General features: G+C 58.2%; 10 protein-coding genes. 3 read left to right on the top strand and 7 right to left on the bottom strand.

Annotated features, from left to right (window positions below):
* Positions 1 to 4 precede the first annotated feature (4 nt).
* The 7 genes from AAE514_RS05360 to AAE514_RS05390 form a co-directional block, all read right to left on the bottom strand.
* Entirely contained in the window at positions 5 to 1,582 is a 1,578-nt protein-coding gene (locus tag AAE514_RS05360) for a MoxR family ATPase (protein ID WP_347330486.1), read from the bottom strand.
* A gap of 197 nt (positions 1,583 to 1,779) precedes the next feature.
* The gene (locus AAE514_RS05365) at positions 1,780 to 2,421 is read right to left on the bottom strand and encodes a hypothetical protein (RefSeq protein WP_347330487.1); all 642 of its coding nucleotides are present in this window, start codon (positions 2,419 to 2,421) and stop codon (positions 1,780 to 1,782) included.
* 54 nt (positions 2,422 to 2,475) lie between these two features.
* Positions 2,476 to 2,904: a hypothetical protein gene (locus AAE514_RS05370; RefSeq protein WP_347330488.1), complete on the bottom strand. Its 429-nt coding sequence runs from the start codon at positions 2,902 to 2,904 to the stop codon at positions 2,476 to 2,478.
* A 42-nt stretch (positions 2,905 to 2,946) separates the two neighbouring features.
* Complete coding sequence (locus tag AAE514_RS05375) at positions 2,947 to 3,366, bottom strand: hypothetical protein (RefSeq protein ID WP_347330489.1); 420 nt, start codon at positions 3,364 to 3,366, stop codon at positions 2,947 to 2,949.
* 14 nt (positions 3,367 to 3,380) lie between these two features.
* Positions 3,381 to 4,910, bottom strand: a complete 1,530-nt coding sequence (locus AAE514_RS05380) for a hypothetical protein (RefSeq protein ID WP_347330490.1) — start codon at positions 4,908 to 4,910, stop codon at positions 3,381 to 3,383.
* 206 nt (positions 4,911 to 5,116) lie between these two features.
* Positions 5,117 to 7,471, bottom strand: coding sequence for a penicillin-binding protein 1C (gene pbpC / locus AAE514_RS05385; RefSeq protein WP_347330491.1), 2,355 nt, complete (start codon positions 7,469 to 7,471; stop codon positions 5,117 to 5,119).
* 3 nt (positions 7,472 to 7,474) lie between these two features.
* Positions 7,475 to 12,805, bottom strand: a complete 5,331-nt coding sequence (locus AAE514_RS05390; protein WP_347330492.1) for an alpha-2-macroglobulin family protein — start codon at positions 12,803 to 12,805, stop codon at positions 7,475 to 7,477.
* 224 nt (positions 12,806 to 13,029) lie between these two features.
* Between AAE514_RS05390 and AAE514_RS05395 the strand changes: the two genes are divergently transcribed.
* The 3 genes from AAE514_RS05395 (at position 13,030) to AAE514_RS05405 (ending at position 17,043) form a co-directional block, all read left to right on the top strand.
* On the top strand, positions 13,030 to 15,018 hold the full coding sequence (locus tag AAE514_RS05395; RefSeq protein WP_347330493.1) for a TonB-dependent receptor domain-containing protein: 1,989 nt from the start codon (positions 13,030 to 13,032) through the stop codon (positions 15,016 to 15,018).
* Positions 15,019 to 15,103: 85 nt separating this feature from the next.
* Entirely contained in the window at positions 15,104 to 15,412 is a 309-nt protein-coding gene (locus AAE514_RS05400; RefSeq protein ID WP_347330494.1) for a DUF3649 domain-containing protein, read from the top strand.
* Positions 15,409 to 17,043, top strand: a complete 1,635-nt coding sequence (locus AAE514_RS05405; protein ID WP_347330495.1) for a PepSY-associated TM helix domain-containing protein — start codon at positions 15,409 to 15,411, stop codon at positions 17,041 to 17,043. The genes AAE514_RS05400 and AAE514_RS05405 overlap by 4 nt, the downstream gene beginning before the upstream one ends.
* Positions 17,044 to 17,160: the final 117 nt, after the last annotated feature.

A 17,160-nucleotide genomic window follows, 5' to 3' on the forward strand; every position in this document is an offset into this window, starting at 1 on the left:
CATATCAACGATTGGACACCAGCCAATTCAAGTAGTTGGTGTAGCGTTGATGCATATACTTGAGCGCGAGGACATCGTCATAAATACCCGCATTGAGCTTTGCGCCATGGCTCAGTCTGTCCAACTCGGTTTCGATTTTCTGAAGCCGGGCCCGACACTCCTTAAGCGACACATCACTTAAACCCAACTCCAGGCTGCGCTTTAATTCAGCCACCGGATCAGATGTTTCCCGTCCCTGACGCTCAAACTCCCGGCAACTGAGATCAAACAGGTGGCGTAACCAACCGATTCGATCGCTTCGGTAGGTGGCATTCTCGGTCTGTTGAAAAAACGGAGCATCATGGTCCGGAATAAGGCGGATATGGAGCACAAAAGGCAAAACCTGGCGCAAGTCACTCAGGTGCACAGCCTGGTTCCCCCGGAAAAAGGCGATGGCCTTCGCGTAAACCAACAGCGACATAAGGCTTCGGACAGACAAGCCATTCCGAGTTTGGCAGTTAATCTCCGCCAACCGGTCGCGTCCATCCTCCAGCAAAGAAACCTCGTGGCGGGGTATTCCGGCCAGCCGGGACGTATCCTTACTTTTGTACTCAAACTGGTGAGCAGAGTACTCGCTAAACTCGAACTGACTCGCAAAGAACTCCAACCGTCGGCGTACCGACTCGGGAACCACGACGCTCTTAATCTGCGCTTCCAGCTCGTCCTGCTCCTGCTCACTAAAAACCAGGCTTTGCGGTAGCAGCTCCGCCGGGTCCAGGCCTTCCTCAACGCGCAGCAACAGATCTTCCAGAAACCTAGGGTTAAAGGCGAGCGCTTGAACCGCCACATCAATCCTATCCTTCAAGGCATCGATCACCTGATAGGTTCCACCGCCTTCATCGTCATTGGCGGTCAGAAACCAAGCGGAGGGCGGACATTCATAAATCTGATTAAACATCTCGGCGTAGTTATCGCCCAACACCGTCAGCAGGCTACTTTGCGTGCGTGTAGGTATACGGTTGTACTCGTCCACAATCTTAACTCGCATGGCGAGCCAGTCCCGCCAGGCAATTCGGATGTCCGACTCTTGTTCTGCGTTCATCAAGTCAGCCGGCAACGGGTTGCCAAGCAAGTCCGCTGTGGTCATTTGCGGGTGACCGTGCAGCATATTACGCTTCACGGTCTTGGGCGAATAGCCGGAAAGCACGCCCATCAGCAACGCGGACGCCGTTTTCCCCCGTCCGGGCCCGCCGATAAACAGGCACTTGCGACGCGCCGCGAAGGTTAACAGCGGCAATAGAATAAAACTTGAGTAGCTTTGATCGGAAGGCAAGCTCAACGGTGACTGACTATCGCCGAAGTGCAGAACCCGAGGGGGCGAATCATTATACTCAATATCGTAATAAGGGCTTATAATAGCGTGATTGACGATCCAGAAGTACGCTTTGCGAAGTTTTTCATCCAACCCCTCCGAGCGCACTTCCTGCGACTGACCGAAAGGGCCTCTTGTCAGATCCCGAACGTCAAACGCTTTTGAGCGCTCATCATGGTGAGGGCGCGTGGGAGACTCGGAGACATGATCAAACAATTTAAAGCGCTTCATATAAAAACTCGTTAGCCTTGGATTAAGGCACAGTGCGGAACCATCAACTCTACCCTGACAATAACCACGATCAAGATAAGCATGACACTCCTAACCTCACCCAGCTCACCGACCGATCAACAGAATTGCATAAAGCTATACGCGCCAACATAGACGACTCACTAACAGGGAATCCCGTGTTTTCATCATACTCATCCTTAAACGCCTGTATAATATGAGTGTGGGTTACTATCTCTTCCAACTTCCAACTTCCATCCGCCACTCTCCCTCTTAAAGACAAATCCATGCAAATAAACTTCGTTGCCAAAAACCTCCTTTTCTTCCTCCCGATTTAAAATAATCTCCCGATAAGTAGTTTGAACTAGATTATCATCAATATTCAAATACGTTTCCTCCTTGAAAAACTGTTTTATAAAACTCAGGAAATCGGACCTATCTAAAGCCAACGCTTCCTCACCATCCAGCTCAGCTCTAACCTCCAACGGAAACCCGGTTAGCGCCGTCACACATAGCCAATCCCTTACGTTGACTGCTTCGGAGAACACATCCAAAAATCTATCGTACTCTTGAATATCCTGCACCGAATCCCCGCAACCCTCTTCCTCTTTACCCAAAGTTCCAGAAGCGCCCACTTTTTGAGGGGTGCTACCAGCACAGCTAACAGTGGCCAAACAGGAAGAGAACAATAGCACCACCATCATTCTATAAAGCTTTATCATGTTATTTCCAATCCTCGTTAGTATAACTGTAGCCACAGCCCTGAGAGCGACCGTCAGGCTGCGCATGCTTATCCTTTTTTCTTTAGCTCCTTCTTTCCCTTTTTGAAAACCTCGCCTCATCTGAACCTGTTACTTTCCTTTCGACCCGCAACAATGGTCTCCAGCACCGTCCGTTCATGACCAAAAAGACACCAGCGACTTACACAGGCCTGGATCTTTCGACACTTCTATCACGTACGCCATAAAGTCTTCTTCAGCGTCCATTTCAGGTTCGACGGGCTGAAAGTTCGGTATAGATGACCACCAGGCCGGATAATCAACCGAGAATTCAGCTAGGTCGTCGCTCACCTTAAACAAGGTAGTTCTTGACTTGAAGTCGTGATGGTAGCTGAGGGCAACACGATCAGACAAAAGATCCCACACCTGGTGATCAATTTGCAGAACCAAGCCGCCGGATTTCTCATATAACGCCACGGTGTGTCCTTGAATGAACGAGAGAACGCCTTTTTTCGGGGAGCGAAATCTAGCCATCCTTTTTACAGACAAGTTTCTCTCATCAAATTCTACGAGAACGCCCCTTTGTTCCGGCATCGTCAAGTTCATATCTGCCGCACCCTCTTAGTTAGGCCCGGATCTAACTCTCGATTATTCATCCGTCCACATTTCTATAAATTCTTCATCATTTTTCTTGTTGGACAGCCAGACGAAGAAGTCTTCGGACTCTTCATCAGACCACGGATCAAGATCATCTACCTGAGGCGGCGAATATAGCTCTTCTATTACGAGCCTTCCTCTCTCCCATAGGCGAAACACATTTTCATCTTTAAGTTTCTCAACTTCTGCGCTCCACTCTGGGTTGCTAAAGTAATATTTTCTTTGACCAACTGTGAGGTAGGGCCCAGATTTTCCTGAAAGTACGTACATGTAACCCCTGGACCACTCTTCAAAGAACCCTTTCTTCTTGGGGGAAACTGTAGCTTCGGATCTAGACATTTCTTGAGTCCGCCCACTATTCAGATCGATATCCAGCAAACGGCTTTTGTCGGCCTTATTTTTAACAAGCATATTAACCTCTCACCTTAGGGATGTCCGTGCTTCAAAATGTACTCCTCCGGCTGTTCTTTCAACCAGTCACCAAACCCAGATAACAACCTGTCCACATCTGGATTTGGCCTTGAGGCGGACTTAATAATGTCCGTGTAACTCTTACCTTTTTCATTTACCAAAAATTCCACGGTCGGACCTAAGGGGTCTCCATCATACCTTTTCATATTCACATCATAGATAAAGTCTCTAAGCGGCTCCGGTGTAGCGTTTTTATACTTAACCCCCAACGCTCTTCTGGCCTCATTAGCCTCAATAGCCAAAGCCTTCTTATCGCCAAGAGACATTCCGGGCTTAATCTTATCTGAGAACCTAGACAAAGATGCCACCTCCTCTTCATATGCTTTTCTTAAGGGGCTACTTTTGAAATCAGCCCCTACTCTATTCAAAATTGCCGCCTCCATCTCTGAGCGCGACAATGCCGTGCGCGCCCCTGACCTTGAACCATTTTGGTCCCTGCTGGCCTTCAACTCAATGATGTCCGGCTGATCGGTCTTTGTGCTCGTTTTCTGATCCACCGGCGCGTCCACGCTTTTGTTGAGCTTTTTGCGGCGCAGTAGGCGGGCCAGTTTGCGGAATAGGTGGCCCAGGTTGCGCAGCCTTGCGGCGTGGCGGAGCTTGGAGGTGGCTTGGACGACGTTGCCGGCGCCGCCAGTGAAGATGGCCAGCAGGGCACCGAGGATAAGTTCGAATACGCCGGCGCCGGCGAACTCGGCCCATTCGACGCTGTGCTGGGCGTCGGCCATATCCTCGGCGAACTGTTTGAGCATGTCCTGGGTTTTCTGGTCATCCGCGATGAAGGCGGCAATGTCGTAGGCCTCGGCGATCATTTGCATGAGCTCGCGCAGGCGCTCTTCACTCAGGTCATCGGGCTCGACGCCCAATAATCGGGCAAGGTCTTTTTTATGTTCATTTTGCAGGTTTTCGTTGACGCTGTCGTACCATTCGTCCCAGGTTAACTCGCCGCTTTGATAGCTCTGGTAGCCCGACTTAAGGAGGTTGCCAACCTGGTTAGCCGGCCCGAGGTAGTCGGAAACCTGGACGATTTTGTAGGCGGTATCGCCAACGAATTCGATTACGCCAACGGCGCCGCTCCACAGGCCTTTGCCGAAGGAGTGGATATGGGTATAGGCCCGGCGGGGGCCGCCCATCTGTTCCAGTTCGCGCTCGTACTCTTCGGCCTCGGCTCGCTGGTCGGCGATGATTTGATCGAGGACGGTCTGGATGGCCTTGCGGGTTTCCTGGAGCTCGTTGTCGGTGTCCTCTTCCGGCAGCAAACTGACCTGGACGTTGCCGGCGGGCAGACCCGCCAGACAGACCTGGCCTTCGTCGTTTAAGCGGCCGCGCCAGAGCATGCCTTCGCTGTCCAGGGCCTGGTAGGTGCCATAGATGGGGGCGCCATTCTGGTAGCGGTATTCCAGCTCGAGCCAGTGGTTTTCTTCCAGGTCGGGTTTCTTCGGGCCCTTGCCGCCGCCGGCGGCGACGCCTTCTCCTATTTGGGTCATTCGCTTACTCCTGTCCCTGATGTTCGGCCGCTCGGGTTCCGCCCAACTGAGAAGAGGGGCCATGAGGGAAAACAAACCATGGGGAGGTGGAACAGTGTCGTCTGGCAGGTCGCATGACGTTCACTCCTTGTGGTTCCGTGTCAATGGGGAAAAGGCGCATAGTGCCACAACCCTCGCGCCATAAGCGTGACAAGGTTAACGGATTCTCACTCCGAGCCCAAGACTCTGAACCATTTTTCCAGGTGATAACCTTCCCCGTCCACGAGCCGAAGCTTGTGCCAGCCGGGCTCCAGAGAGACCGCCTGTTCGTGAAAGGCGCGAGTTTGGCCCAGAAAGCGTTCATTTAAATGCCAAAACAGGGGAGTGTCCGCCCGCCGGTGAACCGCTTGCAGGACGACCCGGCCTCGGCGTCCGTCCAGCTCGGTGGGAATATACACTTGACTGCCCTCGCGGGGGTAGATCAGCGCCATGGGTTGGTCGTCCGAATACTGGCTCAAGCGGGCGACACAGTCCGGGCGCCAGGGCGGTACGGGGCGGTAGTCGTTGTGCTGCCGTCGCCAAAAATACCCCTGAAGCGGCGGCAGAATAAACCAGTCACGGGTCTGCATGGCGCCCACCCGCTCGCAGCCGGCGTGGACTCGAAACTGCCCCGTGCTATCCAAGTGCAGCCGCTGAAAATGGGGGGAGACCGTTTGGAAGTGGCTGTTCTTGGGCGCGTCGATCTCCCGAGCGGGGCACTGACCGCCGGTCAAGTAGCCGTCCGCCTGACAGACCGAGACCGTTTTCAGGGCGCTCTCCGGTTTGGGGAACCAGCGCTGCCCACCCAGCTGTTCGAACACGTCAAATAGCACCGGCGCGGCGCTGCGCTGCCCGCCCAGGGAAGCGGCCGGCTCGCCCCCGGCATTGCCGGCCCAGACGCCCACGGTGTAGCCACCGTTGCTGCCGATGGCCCAGGCATCGCGCAGGCCATAGCTGGTACCGGTTTTCCAGGCGATGGTCTGGCTGCCGCTGAAATCCCGCCACAAGCTGTCCACCCCGGGGCGGACGACGTTGATCAGCGCCTGTAGCGTCAGCCAGGCCGCGCCCTGCCCGAGGGGCTCCGGTGGCATCAATGCCGCGGGTTCACCGGCGAACCGCCGCGCCTGGGCGGGAAGAGCTTCGCGTTGACCGTCTCGCGCGGTGGCGGTCAGGCGGGCGTAGAGGTTGGTGAGCTCCCAAAGGGTGCCCTCGGCGCCGCCCAGGATCAAACTCAAACCATAATCCTCCGCCGGCCGGAATAGCGTGGACATGCCCAAGTCCTGCAATTGGTGCTGGAAACGCTCGATGCCGTACTCACGCAACATATGAACCGCCGGAACGTTTAAAGACCGGGCCAAGGCCCGGTGGGCGGGGACGGCGCCTCGGTACTGGCGGTCGTAATTTTCCGGGCGGTAGCCGCCGAAGTAGGCGGGCACATCGGGCACCAAGGTGGTGGGCAGGAGCTCTCCCTCCTCCAGCATGAACCCATAGAGGAAAGGCTTAAGGATGCTGCCGGTGGAACGGGGGCGCTGGGCGATATCCACGGCGGGGGCGTAGCGCACGGCGTTGCTGGAGGCCCGGTTGCCGACGTAGGCGCGCAAGGTCATGTCGCGGTGATTGATTACCACGATCGACATATTATGCACGCCCTCTCGGGCAAGCCGACGAGCGTGGCGCTCGGCAATGCGATTAACGCTTGCCTGTAGGCTAGCGTCGAGGGTGGCTTCAAACACGGTCTGGCCCGGGTAGGCACCGGCGAGCGTTGCCAGCAGGTGAGGGGCCTGGTCGGGGAGCGGCCGGGGGCGTTCCGGCAAAGGTTCGCGAACGGCAAGCTTTAGGTCCATGGGGCCAATGGCGCCCTGTTCCGCCAGGCGTTGGAGCAAGGCATCGCGCCTGATTCGCAACGCCTGACGCTGACGACCGGGGTGAATCAAGCCGGGGCTGTTGGGCAGGACTGCGAGCGTGGCCGCCTCGGCCCAAGACAGTTGGCCCGGCTCTCGCCCGAAGTAGCGCCAGGCGGCCGCCCGCAGGCCGACAATATTGCCACCGAAGGGCGTATGGCTGGCATAGAGCGACAACAACTCTTCTTTGGTGTAGTGCCATTCCAGATGCAGCGCGCTCAGTGCCTCCAGTGCCTTGTTCCCCAGGGTGCGGGGCGGGTCCTCCCGCACCATGCGGGCTAGCTGCATGGTCAAGGTGCTGCCACCGCTGGTCACCTCCCCTGCCTTGAGGTTGCCCCAAGTGGCACGAAGAATGGCAATAGGGTCCACTCCCAGATGCCAGGGAAAGCGTTCATCCTCAAAGGCCAGTAGTGCCTGCCGGTATTTTTCCGGCACCCGTTCCACCGGGGCGAAGCGCCACTGCTGATCGCCCGCGATGCGGGCGCCCAGCAGTTGACCGTTCCGGGCCAGCAGCATTCGGGAAAAGTCCCGCTGCTGGAGCGCCTCGGGCAGGGGCCACCCTTGCAGCAGAGCCACCGCCGCGAGCAGACAGCCGCCTAACGCCCCCGCGGTCCACCCGAGCCTCCTACGCCGCATGCTCATAGGTTAGTCAGTGTTTACCACGCGAACCCACTGCCCTTCGGTGTTGGCGTGAATGCGCTCGTTGTACATGGCCTCCGCTCGCCAGCCCGGCAGGTAGAACTCCCCCTCGTAGGAGGCATTGAGCACAACTTGCAGAGTCACCTGCTCCTGACGGCGGTCGTTGTAACGCCAGCGCCAGCGATAATCCCGCCAGAGGCTGAAATAACCCAGCACCCGGTCATCCCGAATGTCCAGGTAGTCGAACCCTTCGGGACTATCGCCGCCTTCGAGCCGCTCGTTGCGGATTTGCCAACCACTGGGCATAACCAGGCTCAAGGCAATGTCTTCGATACGCGAGCGGCCGAGCGCTTCGAAGTCACCCGTGACGGTAACTTCCGCCAGGAAGTCGGTGCCCTGGGGCAGTTCGCCGATATCCAGCGCTTCGCCCCCCGGCGTACTGAAGCGAACATCCAGAGCCAGCCCTTCGCGAGTCGCCCGTTCATTGGCCGCCGCCGGGGTGCCCCGGTTTGTGACCATGACCCGAAGTGGTTGCTCACTGTCATTGCGAATCGCCACAGAGGGAGAAGTCAGCGCCTGGCGGTACCAGTGCTGCTGACTTTGCAGGGCCTGCCAGTCCGCGCCGGCCTTCAGGGAAAAGTTCATTGGTTGGTCGGCGGACTGCTCGCCGGCAAACTCCGCCAACGCCAGCAGTGACCAGGCCACGGACTGGGTGCTGTACCAGCGGTCCTCGGACAATTGCTGGGCAATCATTTCGGCCTGCTCCCAGGCTCCGGAACGATTGTCGGCCCGCACCTGCAGTTGCAACCAAATGGCCCGGTCCCGCAGGGCGGAGCCATAGGTATAGCCAGGGTTTTCGTAGTCCGGCAGACCTTGGGCACCGGTCAACAGCTCCTGGCCCGCATCCGGTAGCCCAAGCTGATAGTAAGCACTTGCCAACAAGCGTCGCGAGGTGGCGTTGCCGACATCCGTATTCTGGCGCAGCTGCTCGCGCAGCCGATTCATGGCGGCGGTTTCCGCCTGTTCGGCCAGCGCCAGGACGTAAAGCCGATACGCCTGCACCTGAACAAAGCCGTTCTGGTAACGGAAGCGCCGGGCGTCGCTCTGGGCCTGAGACAGCCAGCGGTTGTAACGCTCCGTTGGGACGCCGTAACCCAGCCGCCGGGCTTCGGTCAGAAAGTGGCCGGCATAAAGAGAGGCCCAGTCGTTGGCATAGCTTGCCCCCGGCCAGTAGCTGAAATTGCCATCGGCCAGTTGGAACCGGCCCAGCTTTTCAATCGCCGCCCGAATATTGTCTTCCCGCTCCCGGGCCTGGGCGTCGGAGAGCTCCACCAGCTTGTGCAGATACAGCTGAGGGAAGGCCGTGGAGGTGGTCTGCTCCAGGCAGCCGTGGGGGTAATTGAGCAGGTATCCCAGTCGCCGCTCCAGGTTCAGCGGCGGCAGGCGGCTGACTTCAACGCTGGCGCTGTTGGTTCCCGCCATGCCATGAGCGCTTAATAAAGACGTCCACTCCTCCCCCGGGGGTACCATGGCCTGCTCGGCCCGCACCGAGGGCGGGTTGGGCGCGCGGGATTCGATATGAATGGTCTGCGTCGCCACTTCCCCGCCGCTTCGGGCGGTGACCGTCACCTGCCCTTTGCCGATTTGGTCATTCACCTTCAAGGTCAACTCGACGATGCCATCGGTTTTATCGGACAGATTCAACTGACCCTCACCTTCGGGCAGGGTAAACAGGTCACTGGCTTGCGCCTTGACGCTGACCTCCTCGATACCCTCACCGTTGGCGAACACCTGCACCGGCAGGGAAATGGTTTCCCCCGGGCCCACGACTCGGGGCAGTGTGGCCAGCAGGCTCAAGGGTTGGGTGACGGTCACACTCTGCTCGGCTTTGCCGTAGGCTTGGTTTTTACCGGCCACCAGCATGACCCGAACCTCGCCCAGGTAGGGCGGCAGCTCCACGGAATGGTCGCGGCTTGCGCCTGCCTCTAGGGTAAAGGGGCCGAAGAACTGCACCACCGGTGGGAAGCGCCGCTCTTTTGGGTTGCCATCGTCTTCGTCGTCGGCATCACTACCGCCAATGGCGAGTACCCGCTGGAGCGACGCGCCGTAAGCGCCGACCACCTGATCGAACAAGTCCCAGGTGTAAACGCCCAGCGCCTCTCGCTGATAGAAATGTTCATGCGGGTCCGGCGTGCGGTAACCGGTAACGCCAAGCAGCCCTTCATCCACCACGGCCAGTGTGTAGGTCATGGGCCGCTGATTCGACTCGGTCACGGTAATATCGAAACTCGATTCCGGGCGCACCTGCTCCGGCACGTTGAGTTCAGGCTCAAGGCGGGTGGCCGGGTCTTCCACCATAATGGGCACCAAACCGTAAAGTCGCATGGGCGCATCACTGGCGCGCTCCTGGTGGGGCAGCAGCACACTGATGTGGGCATAAACGTTGGGCGCCATGGCCGCCGTCACGGGAATGGTCACGTCGGTTTGCCCCGGCTCGAGATCCAGCCAGCGGCGCTCGAGCACTTCACGGCCGTTTTCCAAGCTGAATAGCACGCGCCCCTGTTCAATGGCGGGCAAACGAACAGTGGCGGTGTCCCCCACCTCGTACTCATCCCGGTCGGTGGATAGCATCAACTGGGTGGCGGTCGATGGGTTCACAGCATTTTGTCGATTCCAACCCAAATAGATCAGCTCGCCGGCACAGTGACTACCGGAGGTATCACACACTCGCAGCAAATAACGGCCCCAGTCGTAGGTGTCTTTGGCAAGAGTCCAGTTCGCGCGCCCTTGCTGGTTGGTGGTGAGCGTTTCGCGTTCGATGGGTGCGCGGTTTTCACTGGCGACGTAACTGGCAAGATCATCGTTGCCGCGGTCCCACCACCAACGCCAGTCCACTTTGTAGAGCGTCAGTTCCAGTTCGCGCTCCGCGATCGGTTCACCGTCGCTACTCAGACTTTGAAAGGTCACCGGATGGCTCTGATTGCGCGCAATAGCCCCGTTATAGCCATCCCCCTCGGGCACTTGCAGCCCGACCCATTGCTCGAAGGGCAAGTAATCAAACCCGCGCAGCGCCGTGCTGAAAGCACCGCCGGGCTCGAACACCCGGTTGATAAAGGTGGCCCGCAGTTGCCCCGGCGGCGGGGTGGCCACCGGCAGGCGCACCTGGAAGTCGACCTCGCCCTCCTCGTTCAGGTGGCCTTCGAACACCGACTGAGAGGCGCTTTGAAACTCCCGTGCCGGGTCGTCAAAGGTGAACTGACTGTAACCGTCAAATGTGGTGGTTTTGGGGCTCAGGCGCACTTGGCTGTCGACCTTTAAGCCCTTCGCGCTCGCGCCATGCAGCCAACGGGCCGAGAGTGTGGCTTGCGCCGGCATGGCATCCAGGCGCAACGGCGTTCGCTCAAACCGCAAATCCATTTTTAGGCGGTTGGGCATGATGGCTTCGACGGGCAGGACTTTGTCGAACACCCGGTTTCCCAGGTGCACCACGGCGCGCCAGTTGCCGGTGGGGGCGGCTTCGTCGGTGCTCAGAGTGTAGGTGTAAAAACCGTCCACCGGCTCGCGCGCCACTTCACTGGTGACCTTGTTGCCGCGCGGGTCAAACAGGTCCAGCGTTACCGGGTGGTTGGCGGGCCAGAGGTTGTCCGGGTCTTCCAGAATAAACGTCAGGTGAATATCATCGCCCGGCCGCCAGACATCGCGCTCGCCATAGATAAACCCCTTCAGCCCATCGCGCACGGATTCCCCGCCCACATCAAACTGGTTCGTGGGCAATGCTTCATTGCGGGCAAGGCGCAGATAGCCGGTTTTTCCTTCCCGTTCGGCCACCAGGTAATAAGGCTGACCATCGACGGTTAGCGAAGCCATGCCGTACTCGTCGGTCGTGCCTTCGCCGATGGGCTGTTGCTGAAAGTTGTAAACGCGAATATGAGTACCGGCGAGCGGGTTCGCCTCAAGCAGCCCGGTGGCAATCACGTCCAACCGGTCGCTTCCACCCTGCTTGGCGAGCAAGCCGATTTCCGAGACCTGAAAGGCCCGGCGGGCTTCCACTTGGTTGCTATAGCGGTAATAGCTTTGGTGGCAAGGATTGTTGCGCTCGCTGTACACCCAGTACCCCTGGGACTGGTAATAGCGCTGATACCAGGCGGGCTTCTGATCGTCCCCGTAGGACCAGTCGCCCTCGTGGCTTTGGGGCGCGTCTTCCTCGGGCTGCGCCGGTCGGGGCTGGTCGCAGGGGTACAGCGAGTTGCTTCGGTCCACACTCAGCTCAAGCTGAACCATGCCCTCGGGGTGGTCGGCCATCAGCTCGGTCAGGTCCAGGTTGTAGCGCTCCCAGCCTTCGCTGGCCGGCTCGGGCAAGCGGTAGGTCTTGCGCCACAGGTAGCGACCGGTGGCGTTGTCCATGGTCGCTTCGGTCAGGCTGTGGTGCTGAAGAAACTGGCCCATATTGCCTTCAAATATTTTAAAGGCCGTTACCTGTACCGAGTCCACGTTTGCCGCTTCAAACGGCACGGACAGTTGAGCCGCGGGGGGCAGGATGCTACTGCTTCCGGTAAAGCGCACGCCGGGGGTTTCCAGCTTTAACACCAGGCTGTGCTGGTAGTCGTCCGCCAGGGTCTGGTCATCGGCACTGCGGATGACCTCTAGCACCCGCAGGGTCACTTCCCCTTCGGGCACTTCGCTCGGGTAAACGCGCAACCGGCTGCCATCCACCTGTACCCGCGCATCCTCGCCGTTGAGCTGCACCAAACCCTTTAGATTCTGTTGGCGGCTCAGGGCTTTGGAGAAACTCACGGAGACGTAAACTTCCGGTCGGCGCTCCACCCGCGCCCCCGTAACGGCAAACTGATCAATCGCGGGTACCGTCAAGGTGCGCTGGCCTTTCTGGGGCGAGCCCACCGCTTCACCATCCCAACGCAACACCAACGCTTGGGGCTCGTCGGTTTGGCCAATGGCGGGCACCTCAAAGCGATAGGAGACCGGGGCTTTGACCGGCTCCCACGCGACGGGCAAAGGCTCTCCCGCAAGCTCGGCTTCCAACAGCGCTTCCACGGCCGAGAGCTCAGCGCCGTCGGGCAGCGTCAGCTCCCCGGATAGCGAAAATTCTCCCCCGTCCTCGGTGGGCGACAATTCGGCCACCGACAATTCAAAACTGGTGGCCGGCGGGCTTATTGCCGTGGAGGCGTTGGAGGCTTCGGTGCCAGCGCTTTGGGGAGCCTGGCTCGCGCTGTCGGGTGAATGAGCGGCGTCTTCCCCCGGGCTACAGCTGATGAGGAAGATAATCAGGCACAAAAAAAGACTGCGTGAAAGGCTCGCCGGTGAGGTCATCCTATCCATTACGTTTCCCTGCTTTTCCTATTAACGATGAACATGACTGGTTGGCCGCTCAGTGTAGACGATTTGGACGCTCAGGTCCCCCAGAAAGCGGCTCCAAGCGACGGACGGACGCTTCGATTCGACCATTCAAAAGCCAAGTCGTAACAAGTGTAACAATCGTTTACAGGTGCCAAACTGCAAATGATAATGCTTCTTTTTTAGATCGACTGAAAAGGACGTGACTCATGCAACGCTCAATGAAAAACGCGACACCTTTTAGCGCTATGCTTAGCCCGCTGGCTCTAGCGGTGGCGCTTGCGCCCACCGGCGCTTTTGCACAAACCGGAGAAACCGAGACCAACGGCACGGAAAACCCTTACTCCATCGCCGAAGAGCTGGTCGTGATTGGCCAGCCGGTCGACAGCCTGCTCGGCTCCGAGGAGCTGGACCGCCGCCAAGCCAATGATTTGGACGACATCTTCTCTGGTGTGACCTCCGTTCTAGTGGGCGGTTCAGTAGGGGCGGCGCAAAAAATTTACGTTCGTAACCTGGGCGAAGACACGCTCAACATCAGCGTGGACGGCGCGACCCAATCCGGCGTGACTTACCACCACACCGGGCGCATTACCATTGAACCGGAGCTGCTCAAACAGGTTCACGTGCAAGTCGGCGCCGGCGATGCCACCAGCGGCCCCGGGGCCCTGGGCGGCGCCATTAAGTTTGAAACCAAGGATCCCGCGGATTTGCTCGGCGGCGACAACCTGGGCGCCATTTTGAAAACCGGCTACTTCTCCAACAGCGAGGGCACCAAGCACAGCGCCACGGTTTTTGGGCGCTTGAATAATACCTTCAGCGCCCTGGGCAGCTACGTCACCTCCGACCAGGACAACATGGAAGATGCGAACGACAACGAGCTGACGGGCACCAACTCCGAGCAGGAACTGGGTTTTGTGAAACTGGTGGGCGACTTTGACGGCGGCCACTCAGTTAGCCTGAGCCATGAAAAACTGGCCGAAGAAGGCAACAAGCTAATGCGGCCGGAATGGGGCGAAGGCCCGAACAACCCATTGCGGCACTTGGAATTCGACCGGGCCACCAGCACGGTGACATACGAATGGGACAAGCCGGACAGTGACTTGGTTTTCATCGACACCAACGTCTACCTGACCGACTTTGAGATTTACCGCCCCTGGGATAATTACATGAGCTCGGTGGAAACCACCGGTTTTACATTGAGCAACACCAGTGATGCGGCCAACCACAGCATCGAATACGGCACCGACTACCGGGAGGACGAAGTGCTGGCCGGCGAAGCGGGCACCCCTAATCCCTTTGTAGAGACCAGTGAAGTACTGGGGCTTTTTGTTCAAGATAACTTCCAAGCCACAGACGCCCTGTTGCTGACATTCGGCACCCGTTACGATGAATTCGAAGCGGTGGATAAGGAAGGCAACGAGTTCACCGAAGAGGGTTTCAGCCCGAACGTTGGTTTCTCCTACGACTTCACCCGCCGCCTGACCGTCAGCGGTGGCTACGCCGAAGCGCTGCGCGGCGTGGAAACCAACGATGGTTTCAAGTTGTTCGGCACTACCAACGACCCGGACCTGAAAGCCGAACGGGCCAAGAACTTTGAGCTAGGTTTGGATTATGAAATCGGCCGCTTCCTGTTCAATGCCGGTGTGCACGAAACCACCATTGACGATGCGATCGGCAATGCGCTCCCCTGGTCTCGTCACTATGAAAACCTGGGCGACCTGGAGTCCGAAGGTTACACCATGGGCTTTACCTACAGCGGCGAGCAGCTGTTCTCCAAGTGGAGCTTCCTGGACACCACTGCGGAGATCGACGGCGAGCCGGTCACCCGCTACGCCTACGGTTACCTGGGCACCTCTACGGGCGACACTCTGAACATCGACACCTCGTACCAACTGACCTCAACCGTCGATCTTGGCTGGATCGCCACTATCGTTCAGGACCTGGACAATATTTATGTTGAGTCCGCCGGAGCGACAATCGACAAGCCCGGCTACGATGTTCACGACATTTACGCCCACTGGGAACCGGATGCAATGGATGGCCTGAGCCTGACGCTGACCGTCAAAAATGTGCTCAATGAAGACTACCTCGATCACGGCAGCGTCGAGGACTTCACCCACCTTAGTGGTTATGACGGCGTCGTCGGCTACCCGGCACCGGGTCGGGACGTCCGTCTGAGCCTGGCGCTGCGGTTCTAATCAGCCAAGCGCTACAATAATACCCACCATCAGCGCGGCGGTTTTGCCTCCGCGCTTTTGTTGTGTTTATCGAGGGGAACTGAATATGCCCAAGTCACTACCCCGCACCCCGCTATTGTTGGATATCGCCTCCCGCTGTGTGGCTGCTTTGCTCGGGGGCTATGTGTTGAGCATCACTCTGCCGCCGCTGCTGGGGCTGTCACTTCCCGTTAGTCGGGCGCAGGCCACACTGACGGCACTACTGCTCAGCTTTATTGTGTACACCGCCGCCTTCCTTTGGGCCTTCGCCGTGCGCAACCACTGGCGGGCCTGGGGAGGACTGCTGGTTCCATCGTTAGCCTGTGGGACCTTTAGCCTTTTAATACTCTCCGTGCAAACGGGAACCCCGGCATGAAGTCAGGCTTTCGCGCCTCCATGGCGTGGCTGCACCGCTGGGTGGGTATTCTGTTCAGCGCGGTGATGTATTTTATTTTTGTGACCGGCACCATGGGTTATTTTCACTACGAAATCGACCGATGGATGGAGCCGGAGCGACCTCTGGCCATGCAACCACAAGCCGGCTCTTCACCCGATTCCAGCGAACCGGTTTATCGCGTTCCCTCCGATGCCGGCGCCGTGGAGATGACGCGGGCCGAGCTGGTTCAACAGGGCATGAACCGACTCAACGCTCTCGGCATAGAAGAGGCCACCTGGTGGGGCGTTATTCTGCCCACCGAGCGCAACGCTAACCTCTGGATTGAGTGGCAACCGCCTCGTGGCCCCGAAGGGCAACGAGCGCAGCGCCAGTCAGAGTACTTTTCCTTGGACGGCGACACCGGCGAATGGCTACAGCCGCGAGAGACCGGCGGAGGCAAAGCCCTCTATCGCCTGCACTGGCGGTTGCACTACCTGCCCGAAACCGCCGCCTACTGGCTGGTGGGGCTGTGTACGCTGCTGATGCTGGTGGGCCTGGTGTCGGGCGTCATTATTCACCGCAAAATATTCCGCGACTTTTTTACCCTGCGCCTCTTTCGAAACTCCCGCTCCTGGCTGGATTTTCACAACATCACCAGCGTTATGGCCCTACCCTTTCAAGTGATGATTGTGTACAGCGGCCTGGTGTTTTTCGCCGTGACTTTTATGCAACCGATTGTGACGGCTCAGTACGGGGAAGCGGGTGAACGAACCTTTCGACACGAAGCGTTCCCCGAGGCCGAACCGGCGCCACGAACTGGCGAAACCATGCCCATGGCGCCGGTAGCGCCACTTCTTGAAGCCGCCCAAAAGGAGACCGGAGCGGCGATCAACCAGCTCTATATTCTCCACCCCGGTGACCGAAATGCCCGGCTGTCGTTTTACTTACATGAAACCTCGCCCGGCCATTACCAGGGCAAGCCTCATAAACTACTGTACCGGGCAAGCACCGGTGAACGGCTCGAGGGCGGGGACCAACGCTACGAAGGTGCCGCCTCCGTGGAGAAAACGCTGCTCGCCCTACACGAAGGGCTGTTCGCCGACTGGGGCCTTCGTTGGCTCTATGTATTCAGTGGCCTGCTCGGCACCTTGATGATTGCCACGGGCAGTGTATATTGGCTCAAAAAGAGGCAAACCAAGAACCGCTTCGCCTACGCCAGTGTAGAGCGATTCTACGCCGCGGTGTTCGTGGGTTTGCCGATTGGAATTGCGGCTTACTTCTGGGCCAACCGCTTGTTGCCCGCCGAGTGGAGCGGGCGAGCCGCCTGGGAGATGCACAGCCTGTTTATTGTTTGGGGGCTGACGTTTGTATTGGCGTGGCTACGGCCTTTGGAAGGGCTGTGGCGAGACTTTTTTGTTTTAAATGGGTTGGCGTGGGCACTGCTTCCTTTGGTGAACACCTTGACCACAGACCGGGATTTGGGAGCCAGCCTCGCACATGGGGATTGGGTGCTGGCGGGGTTTGATTTGACCGCGCTGGCTGTGGCCGCCGTGTTTGGGAGGCTGGCCTTCAAAACCTCCCTTTACTCGTACAGCTGGTCTTCCGGCAGACGGATGGCAATATCGTCATAGGTATAGTTTCGCACCGCCGTAAACACGGCGGGGTCGACGTCCTCCAACTCCTCAACTTGAATCAAGTAATCCGCCCCCGACATCAGAAGATCAAAATCACTCATTTTAAGAGAGGAT

Source organism: Marinimicrobium locisalis, from assembly GCF_039822625.1.
Taxonomy (GTDB): Bacteria; Pseudomonadota; Gammaproteobacteria; order Pseudomonadales; family Cellvibrionaceae; genus Marinimicrobium; species Marinimicrobium locisalis.

Excerpts from the sequence above, each read along its gene's own strand:
- AAE514_RS05360 (WP_347330486.1), bottom strand. The coding sequence starts at position 1,582 with ATGAAGCGCTTTAAATTGTTTGATCATGTCTCCGAGTCTCCCACGCGC.
- AAE514_RS05365 (WP_347330487.1), bottom strand. The coding sequence starts at position 2,421 with ATGAGGCGAGGTTTTCAAAAAGGGAAAGAAGGAGCTAAAGAAAAAAGG.
- AAE514_RS05370 (WP_347330488.1), bottom strand. The coding sequence starts at position 2,904 with ATGAACTTGACGATGCCGGAACAAAGGGGCGTTCTCGTAGAATTTGAT.
- AAE514_RS05375 (WP_347330489.1), bottom strand. The coding sequence starts at position 3,366 with ATGCTTGTTAAAAATAAGGCCGACAAAAGCCGTTTGCTGGATATCGAT.
- AAE514_RS05380 (WP_347330490.1), bottom strand. The coding sequence starts at position 4,910 with ATGACCCAAATAGGAGAAGGCGTCGCCGCCGGCGGCGGCAAGGGCCCG.
- pbpC (WP_347330491.1), bottom strand. The coding sequence starts at position 7,471 with ATGAGCATGCGGCGTAGGAGGCTCGGGTGGACCGCGGGGGCGTTAGGC.
- AAE514_RS05390 (WP_347330492.1), bottom strand. The coding sequence starts at position 12,805 with ATGGATAGGATGACCTCACCGGCGAGCCTTTCACGCAGTCTTTTTTTG.
- AAE514_RS05395 (WP_347330493.1), top strand. The coding sequence starts at position 13,030 with ATGCAACGCTCAATGAAAAACGCGACACCTTTTAGCGCTATGCTTAGC.
- AAE514_RS05400 (WP_347330494.1), top strand. The coding sequence starts at position 15,104 with ATGCCCAAGTCACTACCCCGCACCCCGCTATTGTTGGATATCGCCTCC.
- AAE514_RS05405 (WP_347330495.1), top strand. The coding sequence starts at position 15,409 with ATGAAGTCAGGCTTTCGCGCCTCCATGGCGTGGCTGCACCGCTGGGTG.